At 45.0% G+C, this 25,371-nt stretch carries 24 protein-coding genes and 2 pseudogenes; 22 read left to right on the forward strand and 4 right to left on the reverse strand.

Annotation, left to right across the window (positions count from 1 at the left end):
- From M3650_RS29510 to M3650_RS29565, 12 genes are all read left to right on the forward strand, one after another.
- The coding region (locus M3650_RS29510) for an RHS repeat-associated core domain-containing protein (RefSeq protein WP_285848752.1) at window positions 1–1,423 on the forward strand (1,423 nt) is incomplete at its 5' end.
- A gap of 6 nt (window positions 1,424–1,429) precedes the next feature.
- Window positions 1,430–1,975: an SUKH-4 family immunity protein gene (locus M3650_RS29515; protein WP_251579819.1), complete on the forward strand. Its 546-nt coding sequence runs from the start codon at window positions 1,430–1,432 to the stop codon at window positions 1,973–1,975.
- A 672-nt stretch (window positions 1,976–2,647) separates the two neighbouring features.
- The gene (locus M3650_RS29520) at window positions 2,648–2,929 is read left to right on the forward strand and encodes a hypothetical protein (protein WP_251579821.1); all 282 of its coding nucleotides are present in this window, start codon (window positions 2,648–2,650) and stop codon (window positions 2,927–2,929) included.
- Window positions 2,842–3,342 (forward strand): RHS repeat-associated core domain-containing protein, encoded by a 501-nt coding sequence (locus M3650_RS29525; protein WP_369011163.1) that lies wholly within the window; start codon window positions 2,842–2,844, stop codon window positions 3,340–3,342. The genes M3650_RS29520 and M3650_RS29525 overlap by 88 nt, the downstream gene beginning before the upstream one ends.
- Window positions 3,343–3,348: 6 nt before the next feature.
- Window positions 3,349–3,516: a hypothetical protein gene (locus M3650_RS29530; protein WP_251579825.1), complete on the forward strand. Its 168-nt coding sequence runs from the start codon at window positions 3,349–3,351 to the stop codon at window positions 3,514–3,516.
- A gap of 12 nt (window positions 3,517–3,528) precedes the next feature.
- Entirely contained in the window at window positions 3,529–3,888 is a 360-nt protein-coding gene (locus tag M3650_RS32395) for a hypothetical protein (protein ID WP_311295165.1), read from the forward strand.
- Between the two features lie 183 nt (window positions 3,889–4,071).
- Window positions 4,072–4,350 carry a hypothetical protein gene (locus tag M3650_RS29540; protein WP_251579827.1) on the forward strand — a complete coding sequence of 93 codons (279 nt, stop codon included), beginning with the start codon at window positions 4,072–4,074 and terminating at the stop codon, window positions 4,348–4,350.
- A gap of 18 nt (window positions 4,351–4,368) precedes the next feature.
- On the forward strand, window positions 4,369–5,130 hold the full coding sequence (locus M3650_RS29545; protein ID WP_251579828.1) for an RHS repeat-associated core domain-containing protein: 762 nt from the start codon (window positions 4,369–4,371) through the stop codon (window positions 5,128–5,130).
- Entirely contained in the window at window positions 5,130–5,693 is a 564-nt protein-coding gene (locus M3650_RS29550; protein ID WP_251579830.1) for a hypothetical protein, read from the forward strand. Before M3650_RS29545 ends, M3650_RS29550 begins: the two co-directional genes overlap by 1 nt.
- A 108-nt stretch (window positions 5,694–5,801) precedes the next feature.
- Window positions 5,802–5,975 carry a hypothetical protein gene (locus M3650_RS29555; RefSeq protein WP_157259559.1) on the forward strand — a complete coding sequence of 58 codons (174 nt, stop codon included), beginning with the start codon at window positions 5,802–5,804 and terminating at the stop codon, window positions 5,973–5,975.
- Between the two features lie 584 nt (window positions 5,976–6,559).
- Window positions 6,560–6,946: a hypothetical protein gene (locus M3650_RS29560; protein ID WP_251579832.1), complete on the forward strand. Its 387-nt coding sequence runs from the start codon at window positions 6,560–6,562 to the stop codon at window positions 6,944–6,946.
- A 41-nt stretch (window positions 6,947–6,987) separates the two neighbouring features.
- On the forward strand, window positions 6,988–8,229 hold the full coding sequence (locus M3650_RS29565; protein ID WP_251579833.1) for a macrolide family glycosyltransferase: 1,242 nt from the start codon (window positions 6,988–6,990) through the stop codon (window positions 8,227–8,229).
- 159 nt (window positions 8,230–8,388) lie between these two features.
- On the opposite strand, the pseudogene M3650_RS29570 reads toward M3650_RS29565, so the two are convergent.
- Window positions 8,389–8,820, reverse strand: a pseudogene (locus M3650_RS29570) (endonuclease V); the annotation flags it as partial.
- Between the two features lie 128 nt (window positions 8,821–8,948).
- Here M3650_RS29570 and M3650_RS29575 point away from each other — a divergent pair.
- From M3650_RS29575 to M3650_RS29590, 4 genes and pseudogenes are all read left to right on the forward strand, one after another.
- On the forward strand, window positions 8,949–10,535 hold the full coding sequence (locus M3650_RS29575; RefSeq protein WP_311295168.1) for a sensor histidine kinase: 1,587 nt from the start codon (window positions 8,949–8,951) through the stop codon (window positions 10,533–10,535).
- Window positions 10,532–11,254, forward strand: coding sequence for a response regulator (locus tag M3650_RS29580; RefSeq protein WP_251579835.1), 723 nt, complete (start codon window positions 10,532–10,534; stop codon window positions 11,252–11,254). The genes M3650_RS29575 and M3650_RS29580 overlap by 4 nt, the downstream gene beginning before the upstream one ends.
- A 168-nt stretch (window positions 11,255–11,422) precedes the next feature.
- Window positions 11,423–12,751, forward strand: coding sequence for a CitMHS family transporter (locus M3650_RS29585; RefSeq protein WP_251579836.1), 1,329 nt, complete (start codon window positions 11,423–11,425; stop codon window positions 12,749–12,751).
- A 319-nt stretch (window positions 12,752–13,070) separates the two neighbouring features.
- A pseudogene (locus tag M3650_RS29590) lies at window positions 13,071–13,202 on the forward strand (CbrC family protein); the annotation flags it as partial.
- A 132-nt stretch (window positions 13,203–13,334) separates the two neighbouring features.
- On the opposite strand, the gene M3650_RS32400 reads toward M3650_RS29590, so the two are convergent.
- Both M3650_RS32400 and M3650_RS29595 read right to left on the reverse strand, forming a co-directional pair.
- Complete coding sequence (locus tag M3650_RS32400) at window positions 13,335–13,514, reverse strand: DUF5780 domain-containing protein (protein ID WP_311295166.1); 180 nt, start codon at window positions 13,512–13,514, stop codon at window positions 13,335–13,337.
- On the reverse strand, window positions 13,483–14,751 hold the full coding sequence (locus M3650_RS29595) for a hypothetical protein (protein WP_251579837.1): 1,269 nt from the start codon (window positions 14,749–14,751) through the stop codon (window positions 13,483–13,485). The genes M3650_RS32400 and M3650_RS29595 overlap by 32 nt, the downstream gene beginning before the upstream one ends.
- 79 nt (window positions 14,752–14,830) lie before the next feature.
- On the opposite strand from M3650_RS29595, the gene M3650_RS29600 reads away from it, so the two are divergent.
- Complete coding sequence (locus M3650_RS29600; RefSeq protein ID WP_251579838.1) at window positions 14,831–15,124, forward strand: DUF4291 family protein; 294 nt, start codon at window positions 14,831–14,833, stop codon at window positions 15,122–15,124.
- Window positions 15,125–15,536: 412 nt separating this feature from the next.
- Here M3650_RS29600 and M3650_RS29605 read toward each other — a convergent pair whose 3' ends face one another.
- Window positions 15,537–18,710, reverse strand: a complete 3,174-nt coding sequence (locus tag M3650_RS29605) for a bifunctional cytochrome P450/NADPH--P450 reductase (protein WP_251579840.1) — start codon at window positions 18,708–18,710, stop codon at window positions 15,537–15,539.
- A 228-nt stretch (window positions 18,711–18,938) separates the two neighbouring features.
- On the opposite strand from M3650_RS29605, the gene M3650_RS29610 reads away from it, so the two are divergent.
- From M3650_RS29610 to M3650_RS29630, 5 genes are all read left to right on the forward strand, one after another.
- On the forward strand, window positions 18,939–20,678 hold the full coding sequence (locus M3650_RS29610) for a sensor histidine kinase (RefSeq protein WP_251579842.1): 1,740 nt from the start codon (window positions 18,939–18,941) through the stop codon (window positions 20,676–20,678).
- Window positions 20,679–20,687: 9 nt separating this feature from the next.
- A complete protein-coding gene (locus M3650_RS29615; protein WP_251579844.1) occupies window positions 20,688–22,247 on the forward strand; it encodes a response regulator transcription factor in 1,560 nt (519 codons plus the stop codon).
- A gap of 99 nt (window positions 22,248–22,346) precedes the next feature.
- Window positions 22,347–23,633, forward strand: coding sequence for an ABC transporter substrate-binding protein (locus M3650_RS29620; RefSeq protein WP_251579846.1), 1,287 nt, complete (start codon window positions 22,347–22,349; stop codon window positions 23,631–23,633).
- A 12-nt stretch (window positions 23,634–23,645) separates the two neighbouring features.
- Window positions 23,646–24,521 carry a carbohydrate ABC transporter permease gene (locus tag M3650_RS29625; protein WP_251579848.1) on the forward strand — a complete coding sequence of 292 codons (876 nt, stop codon included), beginning with the start codon at window positions 23,646–23,648 and terminating at the stop codon, window positions 24,519–24,521.
- Window positions 24,521–25,351, forward strand: a complete 831-nt coding sequence (locus M3650_RS29630) for a carbohydrate ABC transporter permease (RefSeq protein WP_251579850.1) — start codon at window positions 24,521–24,523, stop codon at window positions 25,349–25,351. Before M3650_RS29625 ends, M3650_RS29630 begins: the two co-directional genes overlap by 1 nt.
- Window positions 25,352–25,371: the final 20 nt, after the last annotated feature.

Below are 25,371 nucleotides of genomic sequence, written 5' to 3' on the forward strand. Positions count from 1 at the left end.
TGACGGGGACGGCCACATGACGAGCCTGCGGGCGACGAGTCAAGAAGGCCAGGACCTGATGCGGCACACCTATAGCTACGACAACAACGGCAACCAGATTGCCAAGATGGAGCAGCATCAGCTCACCTTATATGGCTACGACCGCTTGAACCGCCTGCTAGAGGTGGATTACGGCAGCGGAGCGCAAGAGTCGTTCAGCTACGACCGGGCGGGGAACCGCATTCGCCGCGTGTTGGATGGCCGGGCAACGAGCTACACTTACGACAGCCGCAATCGGTTGTTGTCGTTCTTGGAAGAGGATAGTCGCCAAACCGAGTTTGAATACGATCGCCAAGGCAATATGGTCTCTGAACGTTCTGGCAGCGGCACCACGACCTATTCGTACGACGCGTTCAATCGGACCGCTAAGGTGGAGAAGCCAGATGGCAGCCATATTCACCACTTCTATGACCCTGAGGGGCTGCGCAGCGGCCTGCGCGAGAACGGCGTGACCAGCCGTTTCGTGTATGACGGATGGAACATGGTCAACGAGCTGGACGGGGAACATAACGTCAAGGCATCCTATGTCCGCGGCCATGAATGGCTGGCGCAGGTGGATGGCAGGGGAGATTCCTACTACTATCTGAACAACCAGCACGGCGATGTCGCGCACATCACGAACCGCCTCGGCGGAATTGTAAACAGCTATGAGTACGACGCGTTCGGTCGCACTCTATCCGCCACAGAAGGCATCCCGAACCGCTTCCGCTATGCGGGTGAGCAGTTTGACCACACGACGGAGCAGTATTACCTGCGCGCGAGGTTCTATAACCCTGTAATCGCCCGGTTTACGCAGGAGGACGAGTACCGGGGCGACGGTCTGAATTTGTATGCGTATGTTGGGAACAACCCGATTAATTACGTGGACCCGAGCGGGTATATGTGCGAGGAAAAAGGAAATGTTTATGCTAAGGGTGGTAAGAATGAGGGGGATCTTGATACCATAAGAGGGTATAGGGGAAGAGATTTAACTAATTACCCAAAAGAATATCTTATAGATCCAAGGTTATTAGTTGAAATGAATTATAAAGGAAAGGGAGCCTCGGGAACTAACTCTGCTGGTTGGGAAAGAAACTCTAAAAAATTCTTCAAAGAATTGCTGAAGAGAAATCCAGAGTTTTGGAGTGAAGAGAATGCAACAGAAATTAGGAGAGGTAGAGCTCCAGTAGTTGATGAACACTTTATACAGCATTTCCCACAATATAAGAATTACTTAGAGGATCCATTTAGACACCACCATATTGGAGAAGGTGGTCAAGCTGCTGCCTTGCCACTCACCTTACATCCTGGCTACGGTGGAGTTCATAATATTGAAAAAGAATGGGGAATAACAGGTGTAGATGATACAATTGCAAGTAGATTAAATACCATACTAAGGAGATGAATCGGTATGCTGTCACCTTTTGAGTTTAGACAGAAATGGGATCCTGTGAAAAATGGAAAACTAATAAATTTTTCTTTTGTGGACCTTGAAGAGGTCTCACTTTCTACTGAAGTTAAAATGTTTTTAATAGAAGCTGGATTACCTGAATCTGCTTCTCCATACTTAGAATTTAGAACCTCGAAAAATTTGTCTTTTAAGAATTATAACAATTCAGAATCCATTGATGATTATTTTTGTATTGGTACTACAGGAGCAGGGGATTTTATTTGTGTAAAAACTTCAAGTGGTAATATAGTATATCTTGATAGTGGTAATCAAAATAGAGAAGTATTCATAAATTCTTCAATTAATCAATTTACTGAATGTCTACTGTTTTTTTCAAGCATGATAGATAAAGCAATCGAAACTAATGGTGAAGATGCGTATCTTGATAATAATATTCCATCTGAGTTGTTAGATTGGATTATGAATGAAATAACGCGAATAGATTCTCAGTCTTTACGAGGAGGTAATTTTTGGAATGTTGAGCTTGAAGATTTAAAAAATGAATAGGTATACCAAAAGAATGGATTAGTACCGTTATGATTGCCCCCAAAAGTGTGATTGAAAATATTGTCTCTCATGGGGGCGCTCATATACTTAAATGCTTTATTAGGTTTCTCGTCAATGCTCATTGATTACTCAGATATAGAGGGTGAAGTCAGAATAACATTTCTTAGTCAATTCAATATACTCCTCAAATTCGTGTGGAAAGATACTTAATGACTTAGGTAAAAAGTATGGTAGACACGATTATATTCCTGATGAACTTTGGAATAGCAAGGTATGCAGCTATGGAAATTAGTATTGGTGTTGCATAAAATGATGATTGCGATGAAACTAATTTTTACTTAGAGCTTGGATTCTACGAAGTAGTTAATTCTTGAAGTTAGGAAGTATTTTAGACAAGGTATGTCACTGGATAGTGATAGGACTTAATATATATTTTGATATTTAGCAATGTCATTTGAAGTGAAAGAAATTAGACTAAAAGTTCCATGTATACAAGTAACTAATAATAACTATAAATTTCTTTAAAATGTTTGAGAGCGACATAGTTTAACACTCGACGTCTCTATTCATAGGCTTATTCCAACTTGCAATTTAAGAGGGAATAAGCCTTTTCGATAAGGATGGCCGCGCCCAGCCGAATTGACTACCAGCGCGATTTGAACTTTGAAGTCTATGAAAGAGGCACCACGTAAAGCATTCTATGTCCGCGGGCATGACTTGCTGGCGCAGCCGGATGGCAGGGGAGATTCCTGCTACTACCTGAACATCCAGCACGGCGATGTCGCGCACATCACGAACCGCCTCGGCGGTATTGTAAACAGCTATGAGTACGACGCGTTCGGCGCACCCTATCCGCCACAGAAGGCATCCCGAACCGCTTCCGCTATGCGGGCGAGCAGTATGATCACACGACGGAGCAGTATTACCTGCGCGCGAGGTTCTATAACCCTGTAATCGCCCGGTTCACCCAGGAGGACGAGTACCGCGGCGATGGTCTGAATCTGTATGCGTATGTCGGAAACAATCCGATTAATTACGTGGACCCGAGCGGGTATAGCGGCCAATCGGTTGGATGTGGTGGCGGCAAGAAGGAAGGGCCTTTCGGGGGCAGTGGTAAACCTAATTTCTCACAAAGGCATGATGAAATTACTCATGGCGGCTACTATAGTCGTAAGGAATTCCGAAGAACGTTGCACAATGCAATTCCAGCTGAGCATGGATTTAAACACGTGAAGGCAAAAACAGCTGATGAAGCAGAATTATTTAGTAAAACCGGAAAGAAACATGCGCAGTATCTCCCAGGGGTTAATAATAAGGGGCTTAAAAAAGAAGCTTTATGGAAGGGGGAAATTGTAGATGGAGATTAAGGGGAAATGTACTTTATTTATGATACTGGAAGGCCAATTGGATTTGACTTAGGTACTGAAACATCATGGATTCGGGCGGAAATAACCGCTGGCAAAGTATATCATGTAAATACTATTTATGGAAATAGATCAGAGGAATATTTAAAAAAATCTAAACCAAGAAAAAATAGTTAAGCAGGTGATAGCATGAGAGTGAAACGTAACCCCCCAACTCTGAAATTGCAACCCTTTAGGATACCATCTTCTTGGAAGGTAGACTACAATACTTTTATTGAATTAGACCCAAAAATTTTAAATAGGTATGATGATAAATGGATTAACTTTACAGAAGATTTACTTCAAATAAGTCATACTCGATATAAAATTCTTTTAGATGTGGGATGGTATCCAGAAGGTGATCCGAATGGTGAGTATGGTTTGGAGTTAATAAAGGATCACGATTGGGGAAATCCATTAGAATCTTATTCAACCAACAGTAAAGATGAAATTGTAGCGAAGATTGAACAACTATTATGGCAAGTTGGGGAAGGAGACTACAACAGCTAGCTAATTTGTGCGGAGAAAAATACCTTAACGTGATCACTTCTTTTAAGTACAATACTACCAATAAACTTTAAGACTTAACTAATTGATAAAAGGCTTATTCCAACTTGCAAATTGAGGGGAGAATAAGCCTTTTCAATGAGGGAAACCTCCAACCGCGTTTGAATACGATCAATCTGACCTTGAATGGTCGGCAGCGGCCTCCGCGAGAACGGCGTTACCAGCCGTTTCGTGTATGACGGCTGGAACATGGTCAGCGAGTTGGACAGTGAGCACCACGTCAAGGCATCCTACGTCCGCGGCCACGAATTGCTGGCGCAGGTGGATGGCAGGGGAGATTCCTATTACTACCTGAATAATCAGCACGGCGATGTGGCGCACATCACGAACCGTCTCGGCGGGATAGTAAACAGCTATAATGGCTGGCGCAGGTGGATAGCAGGGGAGATTCCTACTACTACCTGAAACAAGCAGCACGGCGATGTGGCGCACATCACGAACCGCCTCGGCGGAATCGTAAACAGCTATGAGTACGACGCGTTCGGTCGCACTTTATCCGCCACAGAAGGCATCCCGAACCGCTTCCGCTATGCGGGTGAGCAGTTTGACCACACGACGGAGCAGTATTACCTGCGCGCAAGGTTCTATAACCCTGTAATCGCCCGGTTTACGCAGGAGGACGAATACCGCGGCGACGGTCTGAATCTGTATGCGTATGTCGGGAACAACCCGATTAATTACGTGGACCCGAGCGGGTATAGCAGCCAGTCTGTTGGATGCGGTGGCGGCGGCAAGAAGGAAGGGCCTTTTGAGGGTACACAACAAGCTGACCAGAAAACCGAAAAGTTTTATCGGGTTATGTCTGAAAAAGAATTCATTAAGTTAGAGAAGAACGACGGGATTCTGACCAAACGAGTTGAAGGAAAAAGTGAACTCAAAATTACTGATGATCCACACTATGGTTCGGGAGATCTTTCTAAACGCAAGTCACAAAAATCGAGAAACTACACTCGTTTTGTTGAGTTTGAAGTTGAACCGGGTACAAAAGATACGTTGATCAATCAATTTGGTGGAACTCATGAATCTACTCGAAATCATCCAGACTATTCTCATTTACCTGTACACAAAGACGGTCTCGTTGAAGTTAAATTTGAGAGAGGTGACGTTTTAAGTTTAGGTTTGGGATCAAGTGAAAAAGGTCTTGAGTTCTTCAATAAGCAAAGAGTTTCATGGAGGGAGAAATAATGCAAAGTAAAAGTTCTCTTGGAGATTTAGTGAGAATGTATAACGAAATGATGCAAACAGTAGTACGTGGAGAAGGACAAAAAGTACGAAAATTTTTTGGGGAACAAGTCCGTGCATTAAAACATGATGATGTTGAGCAAGATATTATCTCGTATATTAAAGAAAATCTTAAAACAAAACAGTGGAATAATGCTCCTGAATGGATAGGCTCAATACTCTATCATCCGTCTTCAAAATATATAGATTATCTTTTGAAGATATTGAACGAACCAAATCCTACAGCACCTCATTATTGGGCTTTAGACGTTATACAATATATGCCTGAAACCATTTCTGAACTTGCTTTACCCGAATTAAAAAAACTAGCGGAACATATTAATCAAGCTTGGTCTGCATCGGTTATTGAAAAATATTTTGAGACGATTGTATGGAATGATGAAAATGCAGAAGATTTTATTTCTACTTTGGCAGATTCATCTAACGAAAAAATTGCATATAGGGCTAAATACTGGATGGAGACTTTTGAGGTGGAAAGAAAAGAAGACGAGGAAGACAATGATTAACATGGTTCAATTTAGGCTGTCATAAACGACTAGTGCATCAAATACTACATAGATCGCTAAAGTTGTCTGCATTGAGAATCGTCTGAAAGGCAAAAAGATAGAGGGGCATTGGCACAATCAGCTTTTAAGTCTTACATGACAAAACAGACCGACAGCAGCAGCACCGTCACCTATTCCTATGAGGCGTTCAATCGGACCGCCAAGGTGGAGAAACCGGATGGCAGCCATATTCACCATGAGTACGACCCCGAGGGTTTCCCGCAGCGGCCTGCGCGAGAATAGCGTCACCAGCCGCTTCGTGTATGACGGTCGAGGCCTTGGCAGCTCAAACTGCGCCCATCATCAGTGAACAAGTAGACGACGGGGGACTGAGCTGGTATCCAATCAATCGTTATAAAGGCAAGACATGGGTATTAAATCCTGCGCAAAGCGGAAATCGTCATCCTTGACGGAGGCCACTCTGATATACGATGCAGTCAACGGAAAAAAAGTAGGAGCTTTACAGCCGCAAACCGTATCTATCCGCTCCGTAAAACACGATCAAAAGGACAGCGCTCGGCGAACATTCAACATGGAAGGCAACCTGTGGATCAAGCGGCAAGAAAATTGGTGAAGTTTGTTGTTTTACAGGTATTGACATAAATAGTGGTCATGAATATAATAGTCATAGCAACTGTTTTGATCAAGGAAAGGGACATGCTATTGAGAAGTACCGTGATACTTAGGCTATGTCTCTTTTTCAAACAAATAGTTGCTACGACGAGTATTGTTGAAACAACTACTAATCCCAGGAGGTGTAAAAGAAACAAGCTCAGAAAAGATAGGATTTTCCATCTCAAGTATCGAGCGTTGACCATCGGCATCATTTGATATCCTGGAGATTGGTGTTCTGGATTGTGCTTTCGTTAATCGCGCTCGCGCTAAGCATGACACTCCCTTCCTTTCGCAACATATCCGCACCTAAGACATCCGCTTTACAAGACAGTCACAAAGAAATATACGCCATACTGCTCGCTGTTGGAACAGGCATGCCGCTGAACGGGTTAAGCAGAATATCCGATTGGGTAGGAATAGCACTCGCGTTAAGTTTCCAATGGGGGATTTTCACCGGAGTCATGCTGGTATTGTCTCTCCAGCTATGCTTCGTCATTCTGAGCTTGCTCGCTTCTCTCCGCATTGCAACGGAGGCTCGCGACGTTCCACAGTCATCTCTTAATCAAACAGGAAGTTCAAATGCACAAGCTCCCTTGTAGAAAATATGTCATGTAGATATCCATTATCGGAGGTGGAGAATTTGGCACGTGTATTGGTTGTCATCACTCCTGCTGAAGGACATGTCAATCCATCGTTGGGATTGGTCCAACAGTTGGTGAAATGCGGCGAAGAAATCACTTATGTGTGCACGGAAGAATATCGCAAACGGATTGAAGCAACTGGAGCGAAAGTCTTGACTTACACTTACGCCAGAGGATCATTCGCGGATGATCCTGTATTAAAGCCAATTGTATATAAACATCCCTATCAATTTATCCATATGGTGTTGCGCGGCTTTATCGAGCCCGTCATTCCGGAGGTTCTCGCATTGACCGAACAGGATTCGTACGACTATTTGATTTATGATTACTTATTAGGCTGGGGCGGTAAAATGATCGCGGAGAGGCTCGGCATCCCCGCAGTATGCTCCATCTCCTCATTTGTTTTCGTGAAGCCGCTTGGATCTGAACATGACGTGGATGGGTTGGATGATGAAGAGATACAATCCATCTATGAGTCAACGATGAACACAGCGCGGCAATTAGCTGACCGTTACCAACTGTCCGTACCTGCCATTCATGATATTGTCAAGGCTTATGGACGATTAAAGATCGTGCATACAAGCCGTTATTTTCAACCACAGGTGGAGGAGCTGGACGATAGCTATATATTCACAGGTTCCTCCATCGTACCTCGCACAGATGCACCCGATTTTTCGTTGGATCGACATCAGCTTCCCTATGCACATACCGTCTATATTTCGATGGGAAGCATTTTAAACAAAGACATTAACTTCTATAAGCTTTGCTTCGAGGCTTTTCGTGATGAACCGATTCAGTTTATTTTATCCTCTGGCAAAGGCACGGATCTGGAGCCGCTCGCAGACCATATTCCGGACAACTTCATCGTGAAGCCATACTTTCCGCAGTTGGAAGTACTTCAGCAAGTTGATGCCTTTATTACTCATGCCGGCATGAACAGTACAAGCGAAGCACTATATTACGATGTTCCGCTAGTCATGATTCCATTAACGTCCGATCAGCCCATGGTGGCACAGCAAGTACAGGAGCTTGGGGCAGGTGTTATCGTGGATAAGAACGAGCTTGCGCCAGCCGTGTTGAGAAATGCTCTCTTGGATGTATTGAATCAATCGTCCTACAAGCAGCATGCCCGCGCCATCGGCGAATCTCTGCGTCAAGCTGGCGGATATGAGCGAGCCGCGGAGATTGTCATGAATGTTGTTGGCAAGGCTCAATTAGGGCCCATTCCTATACGTAATTGACTAAATCGTAGGCTGTAATGGTAACCGCTCTGCGCCATTGACACGTTATAGGTTACACACTTGATAAACTTAGAAGGCTTATTCCACTTGAAGTTTAGTAGGGGTAAGCCTTCTTTGCGTGTAGACGATGCTTTGAAGGGCGGTAAATCGCCCTTCATTTTATTTTGGATCATTTTGAATGTTAGATAAAACCTTATTAACAAGTTGATCAGCTCGACGTGTAGTTTCCGGTAAACGATAGCGAGGCGAGAGTTCTAAAATCCATTCACAGGCTGTTTTTAAGGAAACACGATGACCAATCGACACGAAAATAGGTTTAATGTTGTCCCGAGTTCTTAGTACACTCCCAATAACCTCACAATTGTCAACTAATGGTGAATGAGCCCCTCTTTTTAGATCGGGGTCTTTGAACTCTCCTAATAACTTTGTTTTTCCACATCCTATTGTAGGAATGTCGAGCAGAACCCCTAAGTGACTCGCTAATCCAAATCGTCTGGGGTGAGCAATTCCCTGACCATCGCAGACGATTAGCTGAGGAAGGAGCTTTATTTGCTTAAGTGCTTTCATTATAGGAGGTAACTCCCTGAAGGAGTTTTTACTAAAATAGGATAATGATATAATAGGATTATTTAACCATAGCTAAAAAATAATTATTTCAACTTTTAGGAGTATAAAACATGAAGCGGTTTTCTAATATAAAATGTAATTTAAGACTGAAGATGATCTTGCTCATCAGTTTTTTGATTATTGGAATATGTTTTATTTTTGCTGTATTTCTAGAACGTTTTATATTGAATATGGCGGAGGATCAAACAGGAAAAAGAGCCTTAAGTCTTGCACATAGTGTCGCGAATATACCGGAAATTAGAGAAGCTTTTCAATTGGAAAATCCCTCTCTCGTGATTCAAGCTATTGTTCAGCCGATCCAGCAGGAGTCAGGAGCCGAATTTATTGTTGTTGGGGATACAGACGAAATTAGACAATCCCATCCCAATTCGAACATTATCGGAGCGAAAATGGTAGGGAGTGATAATGACAGGGCCTTGCTTCATGGCGAGTCCTATGTATCAAAGAAGGAAGGAACGCTGGGATTATCGATTCGGGGGAAGGTGCCCATTTTCTCGGAAGGGAAGATCGTGGGGATCGTGTCTGTCGGTTTTCTCAATAATGATGTACATCGAATCGTAGCGGACCAGAGCAAATCACTCTGGTTAACCTTAAGTATGATTATTCTATTTGGCATTTCCGGAGCTATCTTTATTGCTTATTATATCAAAAGATTATTGCATAATATGGAGCCTGAGGAGATTTCTCATTTGTATCTTCAGAAGGAAGCGATTTTGCAATCTACGCATGAAGGAATTATTGCCGTGGATAATCATGGGGCGATTACGGCGATTAATAAAGCGGCCAAAGACATTCTGTTCACACAAATGAGGCAGAAACAAATGAATTATGTGGGCGCATCCATTAAAGAGATTGTTCCTTCACTCAATACGGATACGAATGCAAAGCAGAGAAGCCGATTGGTTAACCGGGAAATGGTGCTTGGCGAAGCTGTCGTTCTCGTCAATCAGACCCCCATTTTAAGTGAAGACGCATTCACGGGGATCGTCTATACTTTCCGTAAAAAAACGGAGTTAGAAAAAGTGACGGAGGAGCTTTCTATAAGTAAACAATATGCGAATGCGCAGCGGGCACAAACGCATGAGTACTCCAATAAGCTGCATATCATACTTGGGCTTGTGCAAAATAATCGAAAAAATGAGGCGATCGATTTTATAAAGAAAGAAAGCAATATCCAGCAAGACAGGTTAACGTTTTTATCGGAGAAAGTAGCTGACCCTCTGATTCAGGCCCTATTTCAAGGGAAGTTTAACCAAGCCAATGAGCTTGGCATTTCTATGGTCATTCATCCAGACAGCCGTTTCGATTATCCATTTTCAGAGGGAAAACAGGATGCGCTGTTAACCGCGCTGGGCAACGTGATCGAAAATGCATTGGAATCGGTAAAACAAAAGGAAGGCGGTCAGCGTAAGGTTTCCATCTTTTTTACTGATATTGGGGACGATTGTATTTTTGAAATTGAAGATTCGGGCTCGGGGGTGGCTGAAAAGAAGTTCACTCGCATCTTTGAACAAGGATTTTCAACGAAGAAGGGCAGCCATAGAGGAACAGGCCTGGCTCTTACGAAGCTGATGCTGAATGGCGTTGGTGGCGAGATATTGTTAGAAGAAGGGGAAGGGGAGCTCGGAGGAGCTTGTTTTATGATCATCATACCAAAGGACGGAAGGGGATCGCTGTGAAGGACCTATTTTCGGTGCTTATTATCGAGGATGATTTTAGAGTCGCTGACATTCATCGTCAATATGTTGAAAAAACAGCCGGCTTTGCCGTTCATTACATAGCCAAGAGCAGAAGAGAAGCGTTAGATTATCTTGAAAACAGTGAAACGATTCCGGATATCTTTTTGTTGGATTTATATATACCCGATGTGGAAGGGATGGATCTCTTCTGGAAGATTCGTCATTCTTACCATGAAGCTGACATCATCATCGTCACTGCTGAAAAGGAAGTAAAGTCCATTCAGGAAGCTCTTCGCGGCGGCATATTTGATTATATCGTAAAGCCTGTAGGTGAGGAGCGCTTTAGTCAAACATTATTAAAATATAAAGAATACCGGAGTATCCTGCACTCCAAGAAGGAAATGGAGCAGGGCGATATCGACGCTTTATTCGGCTTGCATCGTGTTCCTGATTCTTCCGCAAGGGTTGATGCAGCTCTTCCTAAAGGAATTGACTCTCTTACTTTAGACAAGATTCATCGCGTATTCACCAAAACGGAAATGGATGGAATTACGGCTGTTGAATTAAGCTCCGAGCTAGGCATCAGCCGTTCTACTGCGCGGCGTTATTTAGAATATTTAGTTTCTCTTAAAATGGTAAAAACGAAGCTCATCTATGGCACGGTAGGAAGGCCGGAACGAAGATATATCATCTGTGAAACTTATGAACAAAATCATTAAAATGAGTAATATTGTTTTTATGTTCACAATATTTATCCTCCACTTCATCTGTGATAAATTTCATACTAATCTAAAAAGGATTATGGTTTTACATTGAATTGTAAACGCATTCATTCAATGTGGAATGAGGTTACGTGTGAAACGCGGCTATCACGGAAAGGGGATATCATGTTGAGTCTTAGTTTGATTGGTCTGATTACGATTTTAATTATTGTCACATTGCTTATCAGCGGAAAAGTGATTCCGATTGTTGCCATGGTTATACCACCGATTCTAGGCGCTTTAATAGCGGGTTATAGTTTCGTGGAAATTGGCAGCTTTTTTGGAAATGGCGTAAGCTCTGTCATCAATGTTGCGATTATGTTTATTTTTGCGATTATCTTTTTTGGCATTATGCAGGACGTTGGACTTTTTGATCCACTAATTAATAAAATGGTCGCTTTTTCACGCGGAAGCGTGATCACCGTTAGTGTCGGAACCGTTGTGGTGGCAGCGATTGCCCATTTAGACGGATCGGGCGCTTCGACCTTTTTAATTACCATTCCTGCGCTTTTACCCGTTTATAAGCGTTTAAAAATGAATCCCTATTTGTTGCTCCTATTAGTTGGGGGAAGCGCAAGTATCATGAATATGATTCCGTGGGCGGGTCCTTTAGGACGAACAGCTACCGTCTTGGAAACGGATGTCACGGAATTATGGAAGCCGCTTATTCCTATCCAAATCATCGGCATGATTCTCATGATTGCTTTAGCCGTTCTTCTAGGCATAAGGGAGAAGAGAAGAATCATCAGAAATTATGGTTCGTTAGAGGTTGCAGCATCTCTTGAAGCGACAGCGGTAGCGCAGGAAGCTTCCGTCAAGACCGAGCAGGCGAATGGCCTGGCTCGTCCTAAATTGCTTTGGGTCAATGCTTGCCTGGCCTTAACGGTAGTCGGCGTGCTTGTGGCCGGAATCATCCCGGCAGGCTTGGCTTTCATGATTGGCGTAAGTATTGCGTTGCCGCTTAACTTCTTCAAAGTAAATGATCAGATGGAGAGATTGCGCGCGCATGCGCCCAATGCTCTTACAATGGCGTCAATCATTCTTGCAGCCGGCTTATTTTTAGGAATACTAAACGGGACCGGAATGCTCCATGCCATTGCCAATGACGCCGTTAAGGTGCTTCCGGGAACCATTGCTCCTTACCTGCATATTATCGTCGGTTTGTTGGGTGTGCCGTTTGATTTAATATTAAGTACAGATGCGTACTACTTTGCGCTGCTGCCCGTGGTCGATCAGATTGCTTCCAGCTTTGGAGTCGCTTCGTTATCCACGGCGTATGCCATGGTTATCGGTAATATCGTCGGCACGTTCGTGAGCCCGCTTTCACCAGCTCTTTGGCTTGCGTTAGGTTTAGCTGGACTGGAAATGGGACGTCATATCCGCTACTCTCTTTTCTGGATATGGGGAATTAGCATCATCCTCGTAGTAATAGCCACATTAATTGGAATTATTTAATTATTCGTAATAGTGACTAATTTTCACAGTTATAAGGAGATAGGACTATTATCATTCCGTACGGCCCGGTTTGTTGAGGTGAACGATCTCAAATGGGAACAGGCAGAGGATGTAAGTTAGCAGTATATGTTAAAGACCTGAGTTCATCCCGGGTCTTTTTTATATGCTTTTATATATCTTGCCAATGGTCAAAACGGATTCTGATTAGAGGGGAGAGTACCGTCGAAAGACTCGGCTGGAGAGCCCTCGATTCTGACCCAATGGGAGAATGCAGCAAGGCATGATAGGCCCAGAATTAGAATGATTTAAAAATACAGTCAAGTTTGATAAAGTCGTTGAGCGTATTGATGATGAAAGTTTAGAAGAATTAATCTTCCGTACGTCTGGTTACGTAGCGTGGCAAGAGCCTCAGTGGTTAAGTCATTGCAATGGATATTGTATTTTTATCTAAGAAAGGATTAATACATCTAAAACATCATCTAAAAGATTATGTTAACGAATAAATATGATTATTGAAAAGGTTCGAGAGTCTTCCCGGATTCTCGAACCCTTCTATTGTCGTATTGATTTAAAGCAGATTATTTCAAGATGTAAGCGGCTCTTCCTCATGCTCATCTTTCCAATATTGATAGTACTCATTCTCCCACTTGGAGCCGTCGTAGTATTCGACTTCTTTCACACAAGCGATGAATTTGACAGCTTTAATTATGGACCAGCGCCTCGATTGATTTCTACAAACTCCCCAATGCCACGACCTCTCCACTGGTTGCGTTCACAGCGTACTGACAGTCTAATTTCCCGCACAACACATACTTCTTTTTTCCTGGATCATACACATAGACGGGCGTTAATTCGATGGATTCCGTGAGCTTGGCATAGGCTTCGTCTTTACTTACGGTAATATCTCCTTGCACCTGAAACTCGTCGAACATACTGAGCAATGGCTTGTTATCCATATAATTAATGACCTCATGCCGGTTGGCATCGATGAACAACAGCAGCTTGCGCTGGAACACGCGTTTGGTCGGTTTATTCTCTCGCAATAACGCTTGAATATAGCTTTTTTCACGATGCAAAGTCTTGAGCACCCATTGCCTGGAATCGTTCGGATAGAGTTGACGCAACCCTTCTTTTACTGCAGAAATACACTTCTCTTGCTCAGCCTCAGTGATCGGGAAGGTATCAGGATGAGGTTCACATGCGAGTGCTTGTTCAATGGTGACTTCCTCGCGCTGATCTATGTCTATTCTTTCGAACGGCCGTGTACTCGGCAGCTCCCACTCGATAACCTTATCTATGTTCAAGCGTGATCTTGCTTGCACAATGAACTCAAATGGGATCGCAGCCGTTCCATCGTTCGTAACATAGATTTCCTCGATCCCATAGAGCGGAAGGAGACACTGCTCTTCGTCAACGGGATACTCAATCAACTGCAATTGCTTCTTGGCTAGTAGCTCCACATCTTCAAGGGACAGCGAATAGGTCTCTTCTTGTATGATTGATGTAGGAGGAAAATGTCCATACACCGAATATTGTACGAGCTTCCCATCTTCATCGAATCGAATCTCAATATGTCCGGCGGGGGAGACGGGAATACCGTCCACACACTCGTTGAAATGGAATGCGCCTTCTTCTTCCTTCAATAGTTGAAACTGCTCGCCGTAGACAATCCCTGCTTCCGCCGCAACCCATTTGATAATTTCATCCAAGCTGATGTCTTGATAGGTTGGCCCATTGGCATAAGACTTTCCTTGGACAAAGATAACACTCTTATATTGGCGAGCACCCAAGTCATATTGAATGACTGCAGTACCTGCTGGATTCAGTCCTTCCTCTTCCTGCTCCGTGATATGAGAAGGATACCATTCCATACTCAAGCTGTAGATCGTATCATTGAACATATTTACGTCCCGATACAGCTCGTGAGAATGCAGATAGTAGTTGTCTAAGCCAAATTTGTGCCGTGTGGCAGCTATAATTCCTTCGATTGTGATGTCCATGCCTTGCACCTCTTTGTTATGATGCTTCCATCATATCATGTTCATCTCGTACGCAGTTATGCGAGAAATATCGTTCTGAATGCTACAAAAAAATAATTCAATTGAAATAGGAACAAATATATCGAGAAGCCAGCACATCCCAACTTTGGAGGTTGGGATTCCTTTGGATAGGCGGGCTATTCAATTAGGTTTAAAGGACAACATGGTTAAAAATTACGTTAATGATTGGATTGTCAAAATTACTGATATTACAGAGGAGGTGAGAGGGCTAAGGGAATCAATCCAATCACAAACATTTGAAGCGAGCATGCTGCCTAGTGAACGAGAACATCCTTTGGAAGAAGGTACAAGGACGATACTTGGAGTAGAATAAAGAACAATCGTATTATGCTGCAATATAAACAATTGTAAATCGGATAACTTTTAGCCATAGTTTCTGCTTTTTCAGCCAGTCCATTGGATTTTGTGCAATGAAAGCAGCCTATCTACCTCTTTACGGGATGCTTCATTGGAAATCATCCAATGCGATTCAATGATTTTTCACTTATTGCGCAACATTTGGCAGAAAAATTCCAAATCCATTGGATCAAATGCAGTCTGCATGCCGTTTACATGCTACATTCTGACTTTCTACTGCATGAAATCCAATGGGGCTGCTGTGTGACCGCTAAAAAAAGATACGCCACAGCTTCTATATGCGATGCGGATTAGCCAAGCCCGAGGACCTGAGCAACGAGGGAGCAGCCGAGGGTCTACCACCCTCGGCCGCTCGTCACTACATATTCTTAAATGCCCGCCCACACATCCTTGGCGTAAAGCCCTTCGGTCTGGAGGCGATCCATCCATTGCTTCGCTTCCGCTGCGCCGACTCCGTGAACGTCTTGATAGGCTTGTTGCAAGGTTGCCTCGACATCGGGAGCCATTTTGCTGCCGTCTCCGCATACATAGAGCCGTCCGCCCCTATCCATGATGTCGATTAGCTCCCGCGCATGCTGCTGCATCAAATGCTGAACATACGTCTTCGGCTGCCCTTGCTTCCGGGAAAATGCGGTGTGGACCGTCACCAGCCCCTCTTGTTCGAACTGTCCCAGCTCCTCACGGTAGATCTCGTCCGCTTCGTTGCGGCAGCCGAAATAGAGATGCGCTTCGCCAAGCGCTTTTCCTTCCTCTTTCAGCGCGTGGCGAGCCTGCAGGAATCCCCGGAATGGCGCAACCCCGGTCCCCGGTCCGACCATAATGATGGGGACTTCCGAATTCTCGGGAAGCTGGAAGCCGGACTCCGGAGTGCGGACGAACATGACAATGGCTTCTCCCGGCTGCTGTCCGGCAAGATAGTTGGAGGCCACGCCCCGGTATTCGCCTTGGCCGCTCCATGCAGGTCCGCGCACGACGCCAACGGTAATGCTGGCTTGTTCCGGCTGCACGCGTGGCGAGCTGGATATCGAATAGTATCGCGCCTTCAGAGGAGGCAGCAGCTCCAAGAAGCGTTCGAACGGCAATTCGCAGGCTTCGTATTTTTCCAGCAAATCAAACATCGTCAACCGTTTCTGGAGAACGTTCGTCTTGTACGCCTCTTCCTCCAGCAATGCTTCCAGCTCCCGCTTATGTGGCGGACACACGGTGAAGGCCGCCAGCTCCCGCAGCTGCGCCCGGGTCGCCGCTTCCTGCAATTCCACGCTGTGACTCAGCAGGTCGTCTAAGCTTACCGGGCGATCCAGCGGCAGGTGAGCCGCACTCCGTCCGGTCGCATTCAGCACGACATGGTCGTTGCCATCCATGCCGAACCGGCGCAAGACACGTTCGATGAGCTCCTTCCGATTCCGAGGCAGAACCCCTAAATGATCGCCCTCTTGATACGATATCCCTTCCGGGAGCGCGATTTCGATATGGCGGGTGCTGCGCTCGCTGCCTTCTGCTTGCAGCTCGCGATTGTCCGCCACCTTGGCATACGTCGCATCGTATGTTTCGGCAAGCGGGGTTCCGATGAACCCGCTGACGTACTGCACGGTGAGCGTGCCGCTTTCCCTCTCTGTCTTCTCATTCATCTTCAGACCCAGAGCGGTCATCACATCCGGCCATAGATGCTCGCGCCAGCTCTCCACCTGCATCTCGAAATCGCCGCTGGCGTCTCCTTCGCCACGCGGAGTAAGCCTCGCGGCTCCCTTGGCTGCAAGCTGATCATCGATGAAGCGGGGAACCTCTTGATATGTGCTGGCCCAGTTGTGGTCCCCGCAGCCAAAGACGGCATAACGCACGCCCTCCAGCTCCCCAGACCCCACTTCCTGCAACCACTGGACAAACTTTTGCGCATTGCTTGGCGGTTTGCCGTTATAAGATGCCGATACAATATAAACGGCGCCCTGCTTAGGCAATTTCCCCACATATTCGTTCAGCGGCGCGACCTCGCTCCGGAATCCTTGATACCGGGCTGAATCCGCCATTTCCCGGGCAATTCCCTCGGCCGTGCCGAGATTGGAGCCGTACAGCACCAGTAGAGGGGTATTGTGAGCCTCAACCGGATTGGGGGAAGCGTGTTCAGCCGGCTTCTTTTCCGGCGCTCGCGTCTCTGCTGCGCCTGCTAACGTGTAGCCGACTTGTCCGCCACGGGGACGCACCCGCATCGTGAAGCCATCGGGCTTCAGCGTCAACGTTTCCTTGACCTTCAATTGGTAATTGGAATGATCGATAATCTCAAAATGCTTTAATACCATCCCGAGCACAAGCGTCGCCTCTTGAAGGGCGAACTGCTGCCCGATGCATGCCCGTTGTCCGTTGCCGAACGGCTTATAGGCATGATGAGGAATCCGGCTAGGATCCTCGAACCGCTCTGGACGGAACTCCTCGACATCTTCTCCCCAGACCTCAGTATCCCGATGCAGCTTGGGAATCAGCACATTGACGCTTTCCCCTTGCTTCAACGGGTATTTTCCAGCCAGCATCGTATCTTCCTTGGCATACAAGGCGAAGGCCGGGGCCGTGGGCCACAGGCGCAGCGACTCGCTCAAAATCATGCGGATGTATTTCAAGTTCCTTACCTCGTTATAAGACGGAACAGGTTCCATAAGAACGCGATCGACCTCTTCATATGCCTGGTGAAGCTTGTCGGGATTCTTCAAAAGATAATACAACGCGAAGGACAACAATCCGCTTGTCGTTTCGTGTCCGGCAATCAGAAACGTAATAATCTGATAGCGGATGTTTTCATCATCCAGGGCTTCTCCAGTCTCGGGGTCTTTTCCGTTCAGCATATGGGCCAATAAATCATTTCCGTCCTGATCGCCCTGGGCCTTGCGTTCCGTAATGATTCTATCCACTAAGGAAAACATCGCCTGCTTGTCGTGTATGAACTGACGTTTCGTAATAACCATCAGCTTATCTTGAATGCCTAGACGCTGAAGCTGACTCATCGATTCGTCCAGCGCCCGAACCATGCTGGTGATGAATGGATGCTGTTGTTCTCTGTAGAAGCTGTTGAAGCGGTAGTTGAAGCCGCACAGCCCGATTGTATCCAAAGTCAGGCGGGTCATGTCTTCCGGCACATTGACGCTTTCATCCGGATTCAGCCGCGACCACTTCTGAATCAACTGCACCGCCAAATCCACCATCATCTCGTGGTATCCGCGCATGGCCGTCTGGCTGAAGCTCGGAAGCAAAATGTTGTGTGCTTTGTGCCAATTGGGCTCCTCCGTTTTGGCCGTGAACAAACCATCCTTGGTGAACGAACGAACCTTCTGCAGAGGCGCCCACACCTTTTTGTCGAAGCGGGACTCGTCACAAGCATCTTCCACCAACTCATGACCTGAGATGAAGATCTCGCTTCTTCCGGGTAAATCCATGCGAAATATTGTTCCATGCTCCCCAGCCAATTTTACGAGTGACTGAACAGGCGCATCCAGGTTGATTTGGGGCAAATTGCCCAACGGTCCAAATGTTTTTGGCTGTGGAATTGCAATGGTCATAGCAATTGGCCTCCCTTGTGTTGGAATAGGATGAGTATATAATTCGCGACATCTTAATATCCCCTAATATGTTAATATTATCCGAATTTGTGAGGAGAATCAGTTCTTTGAAGAGACGTAAATTAGCGCTGTGATTTATTGACATGGGAGTTGCAAATTAAACATGCTATTATGAAGTTGATCAATTTAGTTATTTTCTTTATTACGGGGTAACTAGGGGGGAACAACATGAACTGGCTCAAAAGAAGTTTGTTCAGCAAATTGTTAATAGGGATGCTATTAGCAGCCGTTGTTCCATTTTCATTGTCCAATTTGATTGCCTATCAGACCACCTCGAGTTCGATGAAGCAGCAATTAATCGAACTCAACCACAATTCCATGGAAATCATTTCGAATCACCTCAAGCTGTACTTTCAAGAGCTGAATATGTTGTCAGGCTCCTTTTATGTAGATCCGCAGCTCATGAGTTATTTAAGAGCGGAATACACGCCCCCTCTACAAACGTTGTACATAAATAACAAAGTGAATGCCATGTATATTAGCCGTCCCGAGTTCCATGCCGTGCGCTATATCAGCCATCTGAAAAAACAAGCCTTTACTTCATCCGATGTCGGGAATAGCGAGCTAGAGAGGCTGCTGCAAGATGATGACCACAATATGAACGCCGAATCAACTCGATATGATGTTAAGAAAATGGGGAATAAACAAGTCCTGCTTATTCAGAAGAATCTTATCGACTATCCCAAATCGACCATACTCGGCACGTTAAATATGTATATCGGACAAGGGGAAATCGATAAATTGATTCATTCTCAGCTTTCTGCTGACGATGCGTATTTTTTGCTTATTAAAAATGAACAGCAGCTGCTTTATAGTTCCAGAGAAGACGCTAACGGCGCAGTCTATATTCAAACCAAGCTTCAAGGCGGCAGAGGTTCATTCGAGGGCGAGTTCAACGGCAAAGAAGGAGTATTTATTTATGTGCGCAACCAGTACAAGGATTTTCCGTTCACCTTAGTTAAATTCGTGCCGGCTGCAGTAATCTATCAATCCGCTCACCAGACTCTTAATCGCTCTTTGCTGATTCAATTCATTGCCATAGCCTTTGTTATTCTGCTAGCGATGGTATTGTCCTATTTCACGATATTGCCAGTTAAAAGGCTGATTCGTAATATCGCTAGAGTTGAAAATGGAAGGTTTGACATTCAGAAGGGCAACAAGCGGACAGATGAGTTGGGTTTGCTAGAAGACCGTTTTTACGTCATGGTTCGTAATTTGGATGACTTGATGAATCGGGAATACCGTTATCGGCTAGAGCTATCAACGGCACAGTTAAAAATGCTGCAGGCTCAAATCAATCCGCATTTTCTATATAACGCCTTGCAATCTATCGGTACGGAAGCGTTAAAGCACGGGGCCTATGAAATGAGTGACAAAATCTCCGAATTGGGAGCAATTTTAAGGTATAGCATGGATTTTCAAACGGAAATCGTGATGTTGGAGCTGGAACTAAAGCATATCGAAGACTATATGTCACTGCAAATGGGTCGATTCAAAAACAAATTGTCCTATACATTGTCTTGTCCTCCTGAAGCTCGCCCGATGAAGGTTCCTAAAATGCTGCTTCAGCCTTTGATAGAAAATAGCATTGTGCATGGCATCGAAAAAGGAAGCGGTTTCGGATTCATACACCTTGATATCGAATGCGATACTGAGGATTCGGCGTATATGCTTCGTATTCGGGTCATTGATAATGGAAAAGGAATCACGCCTGATACGATGGAGGCCATTCGCCAGAAATACGCGGAGGACAAGCTGCATTACGGGCAAAATGGAATTGGGCTGATTAATGTGCTGCAGCGGTTGCGCTTATGTTACGGCTCGGATTTTATATGGGAAATGAGCAGTGTTCCTTATGAAGCGACCATCATTTCGTTGTATATAAACATAAATCAGAATGAAGGGTAGGAGACGACTGTGAAAGTATTGATTGTCGATGATGAGGAGCATGTGCGGGAAGGTATTGAATTAGCGATTGATTGGGATAAGTTCGGCGTTAAGGAAAGATATCAGGCAGAGAACGGACTGGAAGCCCTGAACATGATCCGGCTGCATCGGCCAGGGGTTCTATTTTGTGACATGAGCATGCCAGAAATGGATGGTGTTCAGTTATTGGATTTAATTCGTGAGGATAATCCGGATATGAAGATTATTGTTGTGAGCGGATACAACGACTTTATGTATACACGCGCCACGATAAAGGCAAACGGTGTGGATTATATTTTGAAGCCATTTAAAAAGAAAGATTTGGAACAAGCCCTTTTGCAAGCTGTAACGTCTTGGAAGGAGCGGGAGAACAGCTTGCGCATCGAACGAGATACAGAATTTCTCTTGCAGCAAGCTGATTTTTTGGTCATCGAGCAAAAAATGACACAGTTCCTCAAGGGCGACACTTCTCATTATTCAGAAATCAAAAGTTACTTACTCAAGTCAAGACTGCCGATAGAGCATATTCGAGCCGCCGTAATTCTGATGAGAAACAGCACAACATTGATCGAGCAGCGGTTTAACGGGGATGGGGAGCTGTTTGCTTTTGCGCTCATCAATATGGCACATGAGTCAATGGAAGGGTACGGCTCTCATCAATTGTTCAGATTGGATGAATACCGTTGGTTATTGCTGACCGCTGAGGATGCTAACTACAGCCTGACCAACAAGCTGAATCATTTCATAAAAAAGGTGACAACAGCATGGGAAGCGACTATCGGCTTGGAGGTTTTGACGGGAACAAGCCACGGCGCAACCGATCTGCAACATATCCAGTTGCAGCTTGTCTCTGCGCGGACCGCTTTGCTGCAATGCAATATATCCTCGATTTCGGCCAGATGTGATAGCGCTTACACAAAGCCTGGCTTGTCCAATCTGGAAATGTTGTTGAATATCGCGTTAGAAGACGGGAACAAGGCTTTTGTAGCTGAACTCATACACGGCTTTGCCGAGGAATTGCGTACATGCGGCACATTGCTTTTAAAAGACTTGCAAATGTATACCAAGGAAGCTAATTATATGTTGGAGAGAGCGAGCCGGCAGATCAGCAAGGATACGGCTGACTTATCGATTCCGCTATGGATTAGCTATATAGCGGAGTGGGAAACGAAGATGATTCAACAATGGTGGAGGCTCATTGAAGACAGCGGAGCTGATAGATATGAAGGTAGAGGAATACAAGCGATCCATGAGTACATTCAGCAGCATTTTCATGAGAACGTTACCTTATCCGCATTATCTGCAACATTCCATTTCAGCCCGCAATATATTGCCAAAAAATTCAAAGAGATGTACAACACAACGGTAGTGACATACCAGACAGATTTACGAATGGAAAAAGCAAAGTCATTGCTTGCGCATACAGACATGCCCATTATTAAAATTGCTGAGCTTGTCGGCTATTCCGATGAAAATTATTTCAGCAAAGTATTTCGCAAACATCAGGGTTTGCCCCCTCTAAAGTACCGGAAGCAGGCGCGAGATTCATAAATTACTCTTTTTAGCGAAGATAATCTCTGTTTCGCCAAATTCAATATTTATAAAATAGAAGTGTGGCATACAGAACCAACAACTTGAGGGGGAATCGGGATGCGTAAGTTAATGTTAATGCTTCTGACGAGTGTTGTTACCTTGTCCTTAATCAGCGGTTGCGCTGGCGGCGGGAGCGCAAGCGGCACTGAGGGAGCAGCAAGCGACACGGCAAATGCAGGGAACAGTGAGAAAGTCACCATCAAAATCATGGATTTCAAAACAGAAATCACAGATAAAATCAAAGCAATGGCTGCTGATTATATGGCGCAGAATCCCAATGTCAATATTGAAGCGCAAGTAACCAGCAACTACGATACGTTATTAAAAACACGCTTTGCTGCTGGCGACGGTCCGGATATTTTTATGACCAGAGCTTATACGGACATTCAAGATTGGTCCGGCAGATTAGTAGATTTATCAGGCGAGCCATGGATGGATAAGGTTGTTCCTTCCTCTGAGCCTGGAATGACGGTGGATGGCAAGAAGCTGGGCTTCCCGCTCGCTGTTGAAGGATACGGATTTATTTATAACAAAGATTTATTCGCGCAAGCGGGCATTGATACATTGCCGACTACGCTAACAGAGCTGAAGCAAGCGAATGAAAAGCTCAAGACTGCAGGGATATCCTCTTACTCTGAAGGGTATAAGTCGTTCTGGGTGCTGGGTCAGCATTTGTTCAACTTGCCATTTGCATTTGAGAAAGATCCTGCTGCTACAATCGAGAACATGTCCAAAGGTGAGGCTAAGATTGCGGATTTAGCGAACCTGAACGGATTTTTCGATGTGTTGGATATGACGGTCCAATACGGGAAAGGCGCAGATACAATCGGCCTTAGCTACGATAACCAAGTGTCGGATTTTGCATCAGGCAAGACGGCGATGATACAGCAAGGCGTATGGGCAATCGACTCGATTACGAAAATCAACCCAGATATGAATATTGGCATGTTCGCCATTCCGCTTAATGAAAACGCTGACGAAACCAAATTGCCTGTCGGTGTGTCGACGTATTATTCGATTAATAAAGATTCACAAAATATTGACGAGAGCAAGAAGTTTTTGACGTGGCTCCATGAGAACGGGCAGAAGTATATCGTAGATTCGTATAAGCTGATTCCGGCCTTCACAGACTTGAAGACTACAGCAGAGCTGGGTCCTTTGGCAGCTGATTTGAATAAGTACCTGCAAGATGATAACACACTGATTTGGTCCTTCCAGCTGTGGCCGTCCGGAATCGCAGAAGACTTTACTGTGCCTTTGCAGGCTTATGTAGGCGGACATTTCGATAAAGAGCAGACGATTCAGGAATTGCAAAAGGTTTGGGACCAAAAAGTAAAAAAATAGGAATGATTACTTATGACGATTAAGACACGCGGGCGATTGATGTATACCGCTTTTGTCGCACCAGCTATCATCTTCTTCGCTTTAGTTATTCTTGTTCCATTCCTAAGAGCGATTGTTTATTCCTTTCAGGATTGGGATGGAATCAGCAGCAATATTAGTTGGGTGGGGTGGAGCAACTATCAGCAGTTGCTTCACGACACGGCATTTATGAAATCTTTTGTTTTTACAGCTAAGTATGTTGCGGTTACGACGGTTCTCCTCAATGTTATTGGTTTTCTTCTCGCATTGGGGTTGAACCAAGCGATTAAATTTCGGAATGTATTGCGCACAATCTTTTTCCTGCCTTATGTCATGGGTTCGGTAATCGTAGGTTTTATTTGGCAGTTTATTATTACGAATCTGTTTAGCGAAATCGGTGCGGCAACGGGATGGTCGCTGTTTCAGAAAAATTGGCTGAGTCTTCCCGATTATGCCTTCTGGTCTATCGTTATGGTAGCTGTATGGCAGTCTGTCGGATATTTTATGATTATTTATTTGGCTGCGCTTCAGGGCGTGCCGAAAGATATGCTTGAGGCCGCCGAAATCGATGGCGCCGGATATTGGAGCAGAATGAGGAACGTTGTGTTCCCGCTCATTCGTCCTGCATTAACGATCAACTTGTTTTTGGCGATTGCCAACGGCTTTAAGGGCTTCGATCTGAACTATTCCCTTACGGGCGGCGGACCCTTCGGAACAACACAATCGTTGGCTTATCATATCTACACGGAAGGTTTCGGAAGGAATTTGTTCACCTACGCATCTTCGAAAGCGGTCGTATTCTTCCTCATTCTTGCTGCGGTAACCTTGGTACAGTCCATTGTGCTGAAGCGTAGGGAGGTAGAGTTATAATGCATAAACGCGAGAATCAACGCAAGCCGATTCTATTCATCATCTTATCCTTGCTTGCTGTAGTGGTATTTTTTCCGTTGTTTATCACGTTAGTCAATTCATTTAAATCGTACAATGAAGTCGTGTCGTCGGTTGCAGCTCTTCCGAGTGCGTTTCATTTTGGCAATTTTGCGACGGTGTGGAAACAGCTTAACTTTGGCGGCGTATTCATGAACTCGCTCATTATTACGGTAGTTTCAGTGGCTGGTATTTTAATCATCAGCGCACCGGCTGCGTATCAATTTGTGCGGCGTCCTGGTTGGGTGAGTCAATTCTTGTTTTTACTCATATTGTCCTCACTCGTTATTCCATTCCAGACGTTAATGATTCCGCTAGTTAAGGTAGCCAGTGAATTGCGCCTTATGGATTCTATTCCCGGCATTATTATTATGTATTGGGGATTCGGTATTCCTCTTGCTGTATTTTTATATCACGGCTTCATCAAATCCATACCGCGTGAGCTTGAAGAAGCTGCCTTAATCGACGGCAATGGCATTGCAGGCGCGTTCTTTAGAGTAGTCCTTCCGTTGTTGAAACCAGTTACGACTACGATTGCTATTTTGCAGTCATTGTGGATCTGGAACGACTTCCTGCTGCCGCTCATCACGCTCAGTTCCAAGAAGAATCAGACGATTCCGATCGCATCATCCGTTTACTTCGGTCAATATATGAACGAATGGCATTTGGCGATGGCGGCATTGACGATGGCTTCCATACCGGTAATCGTGTTCTTTGTCTTTATGCAACGAAATATTATTGAGGGAATTACGGCAGGAGCGGTAAAAGGCTGATGGGCCGGTATAACGGAGGA

It is taken from the genome of Paenibacillus sp. MER TA 81-3 (assembly GCF_023713585.1).
Taxonomy (GTDB): domain Bacteria; phylum Bacillota; class Bacilli; order Paenibacillales; family Paenibacillaceae; genus Paenibacillus_B; species Paenibacillus_B profundus.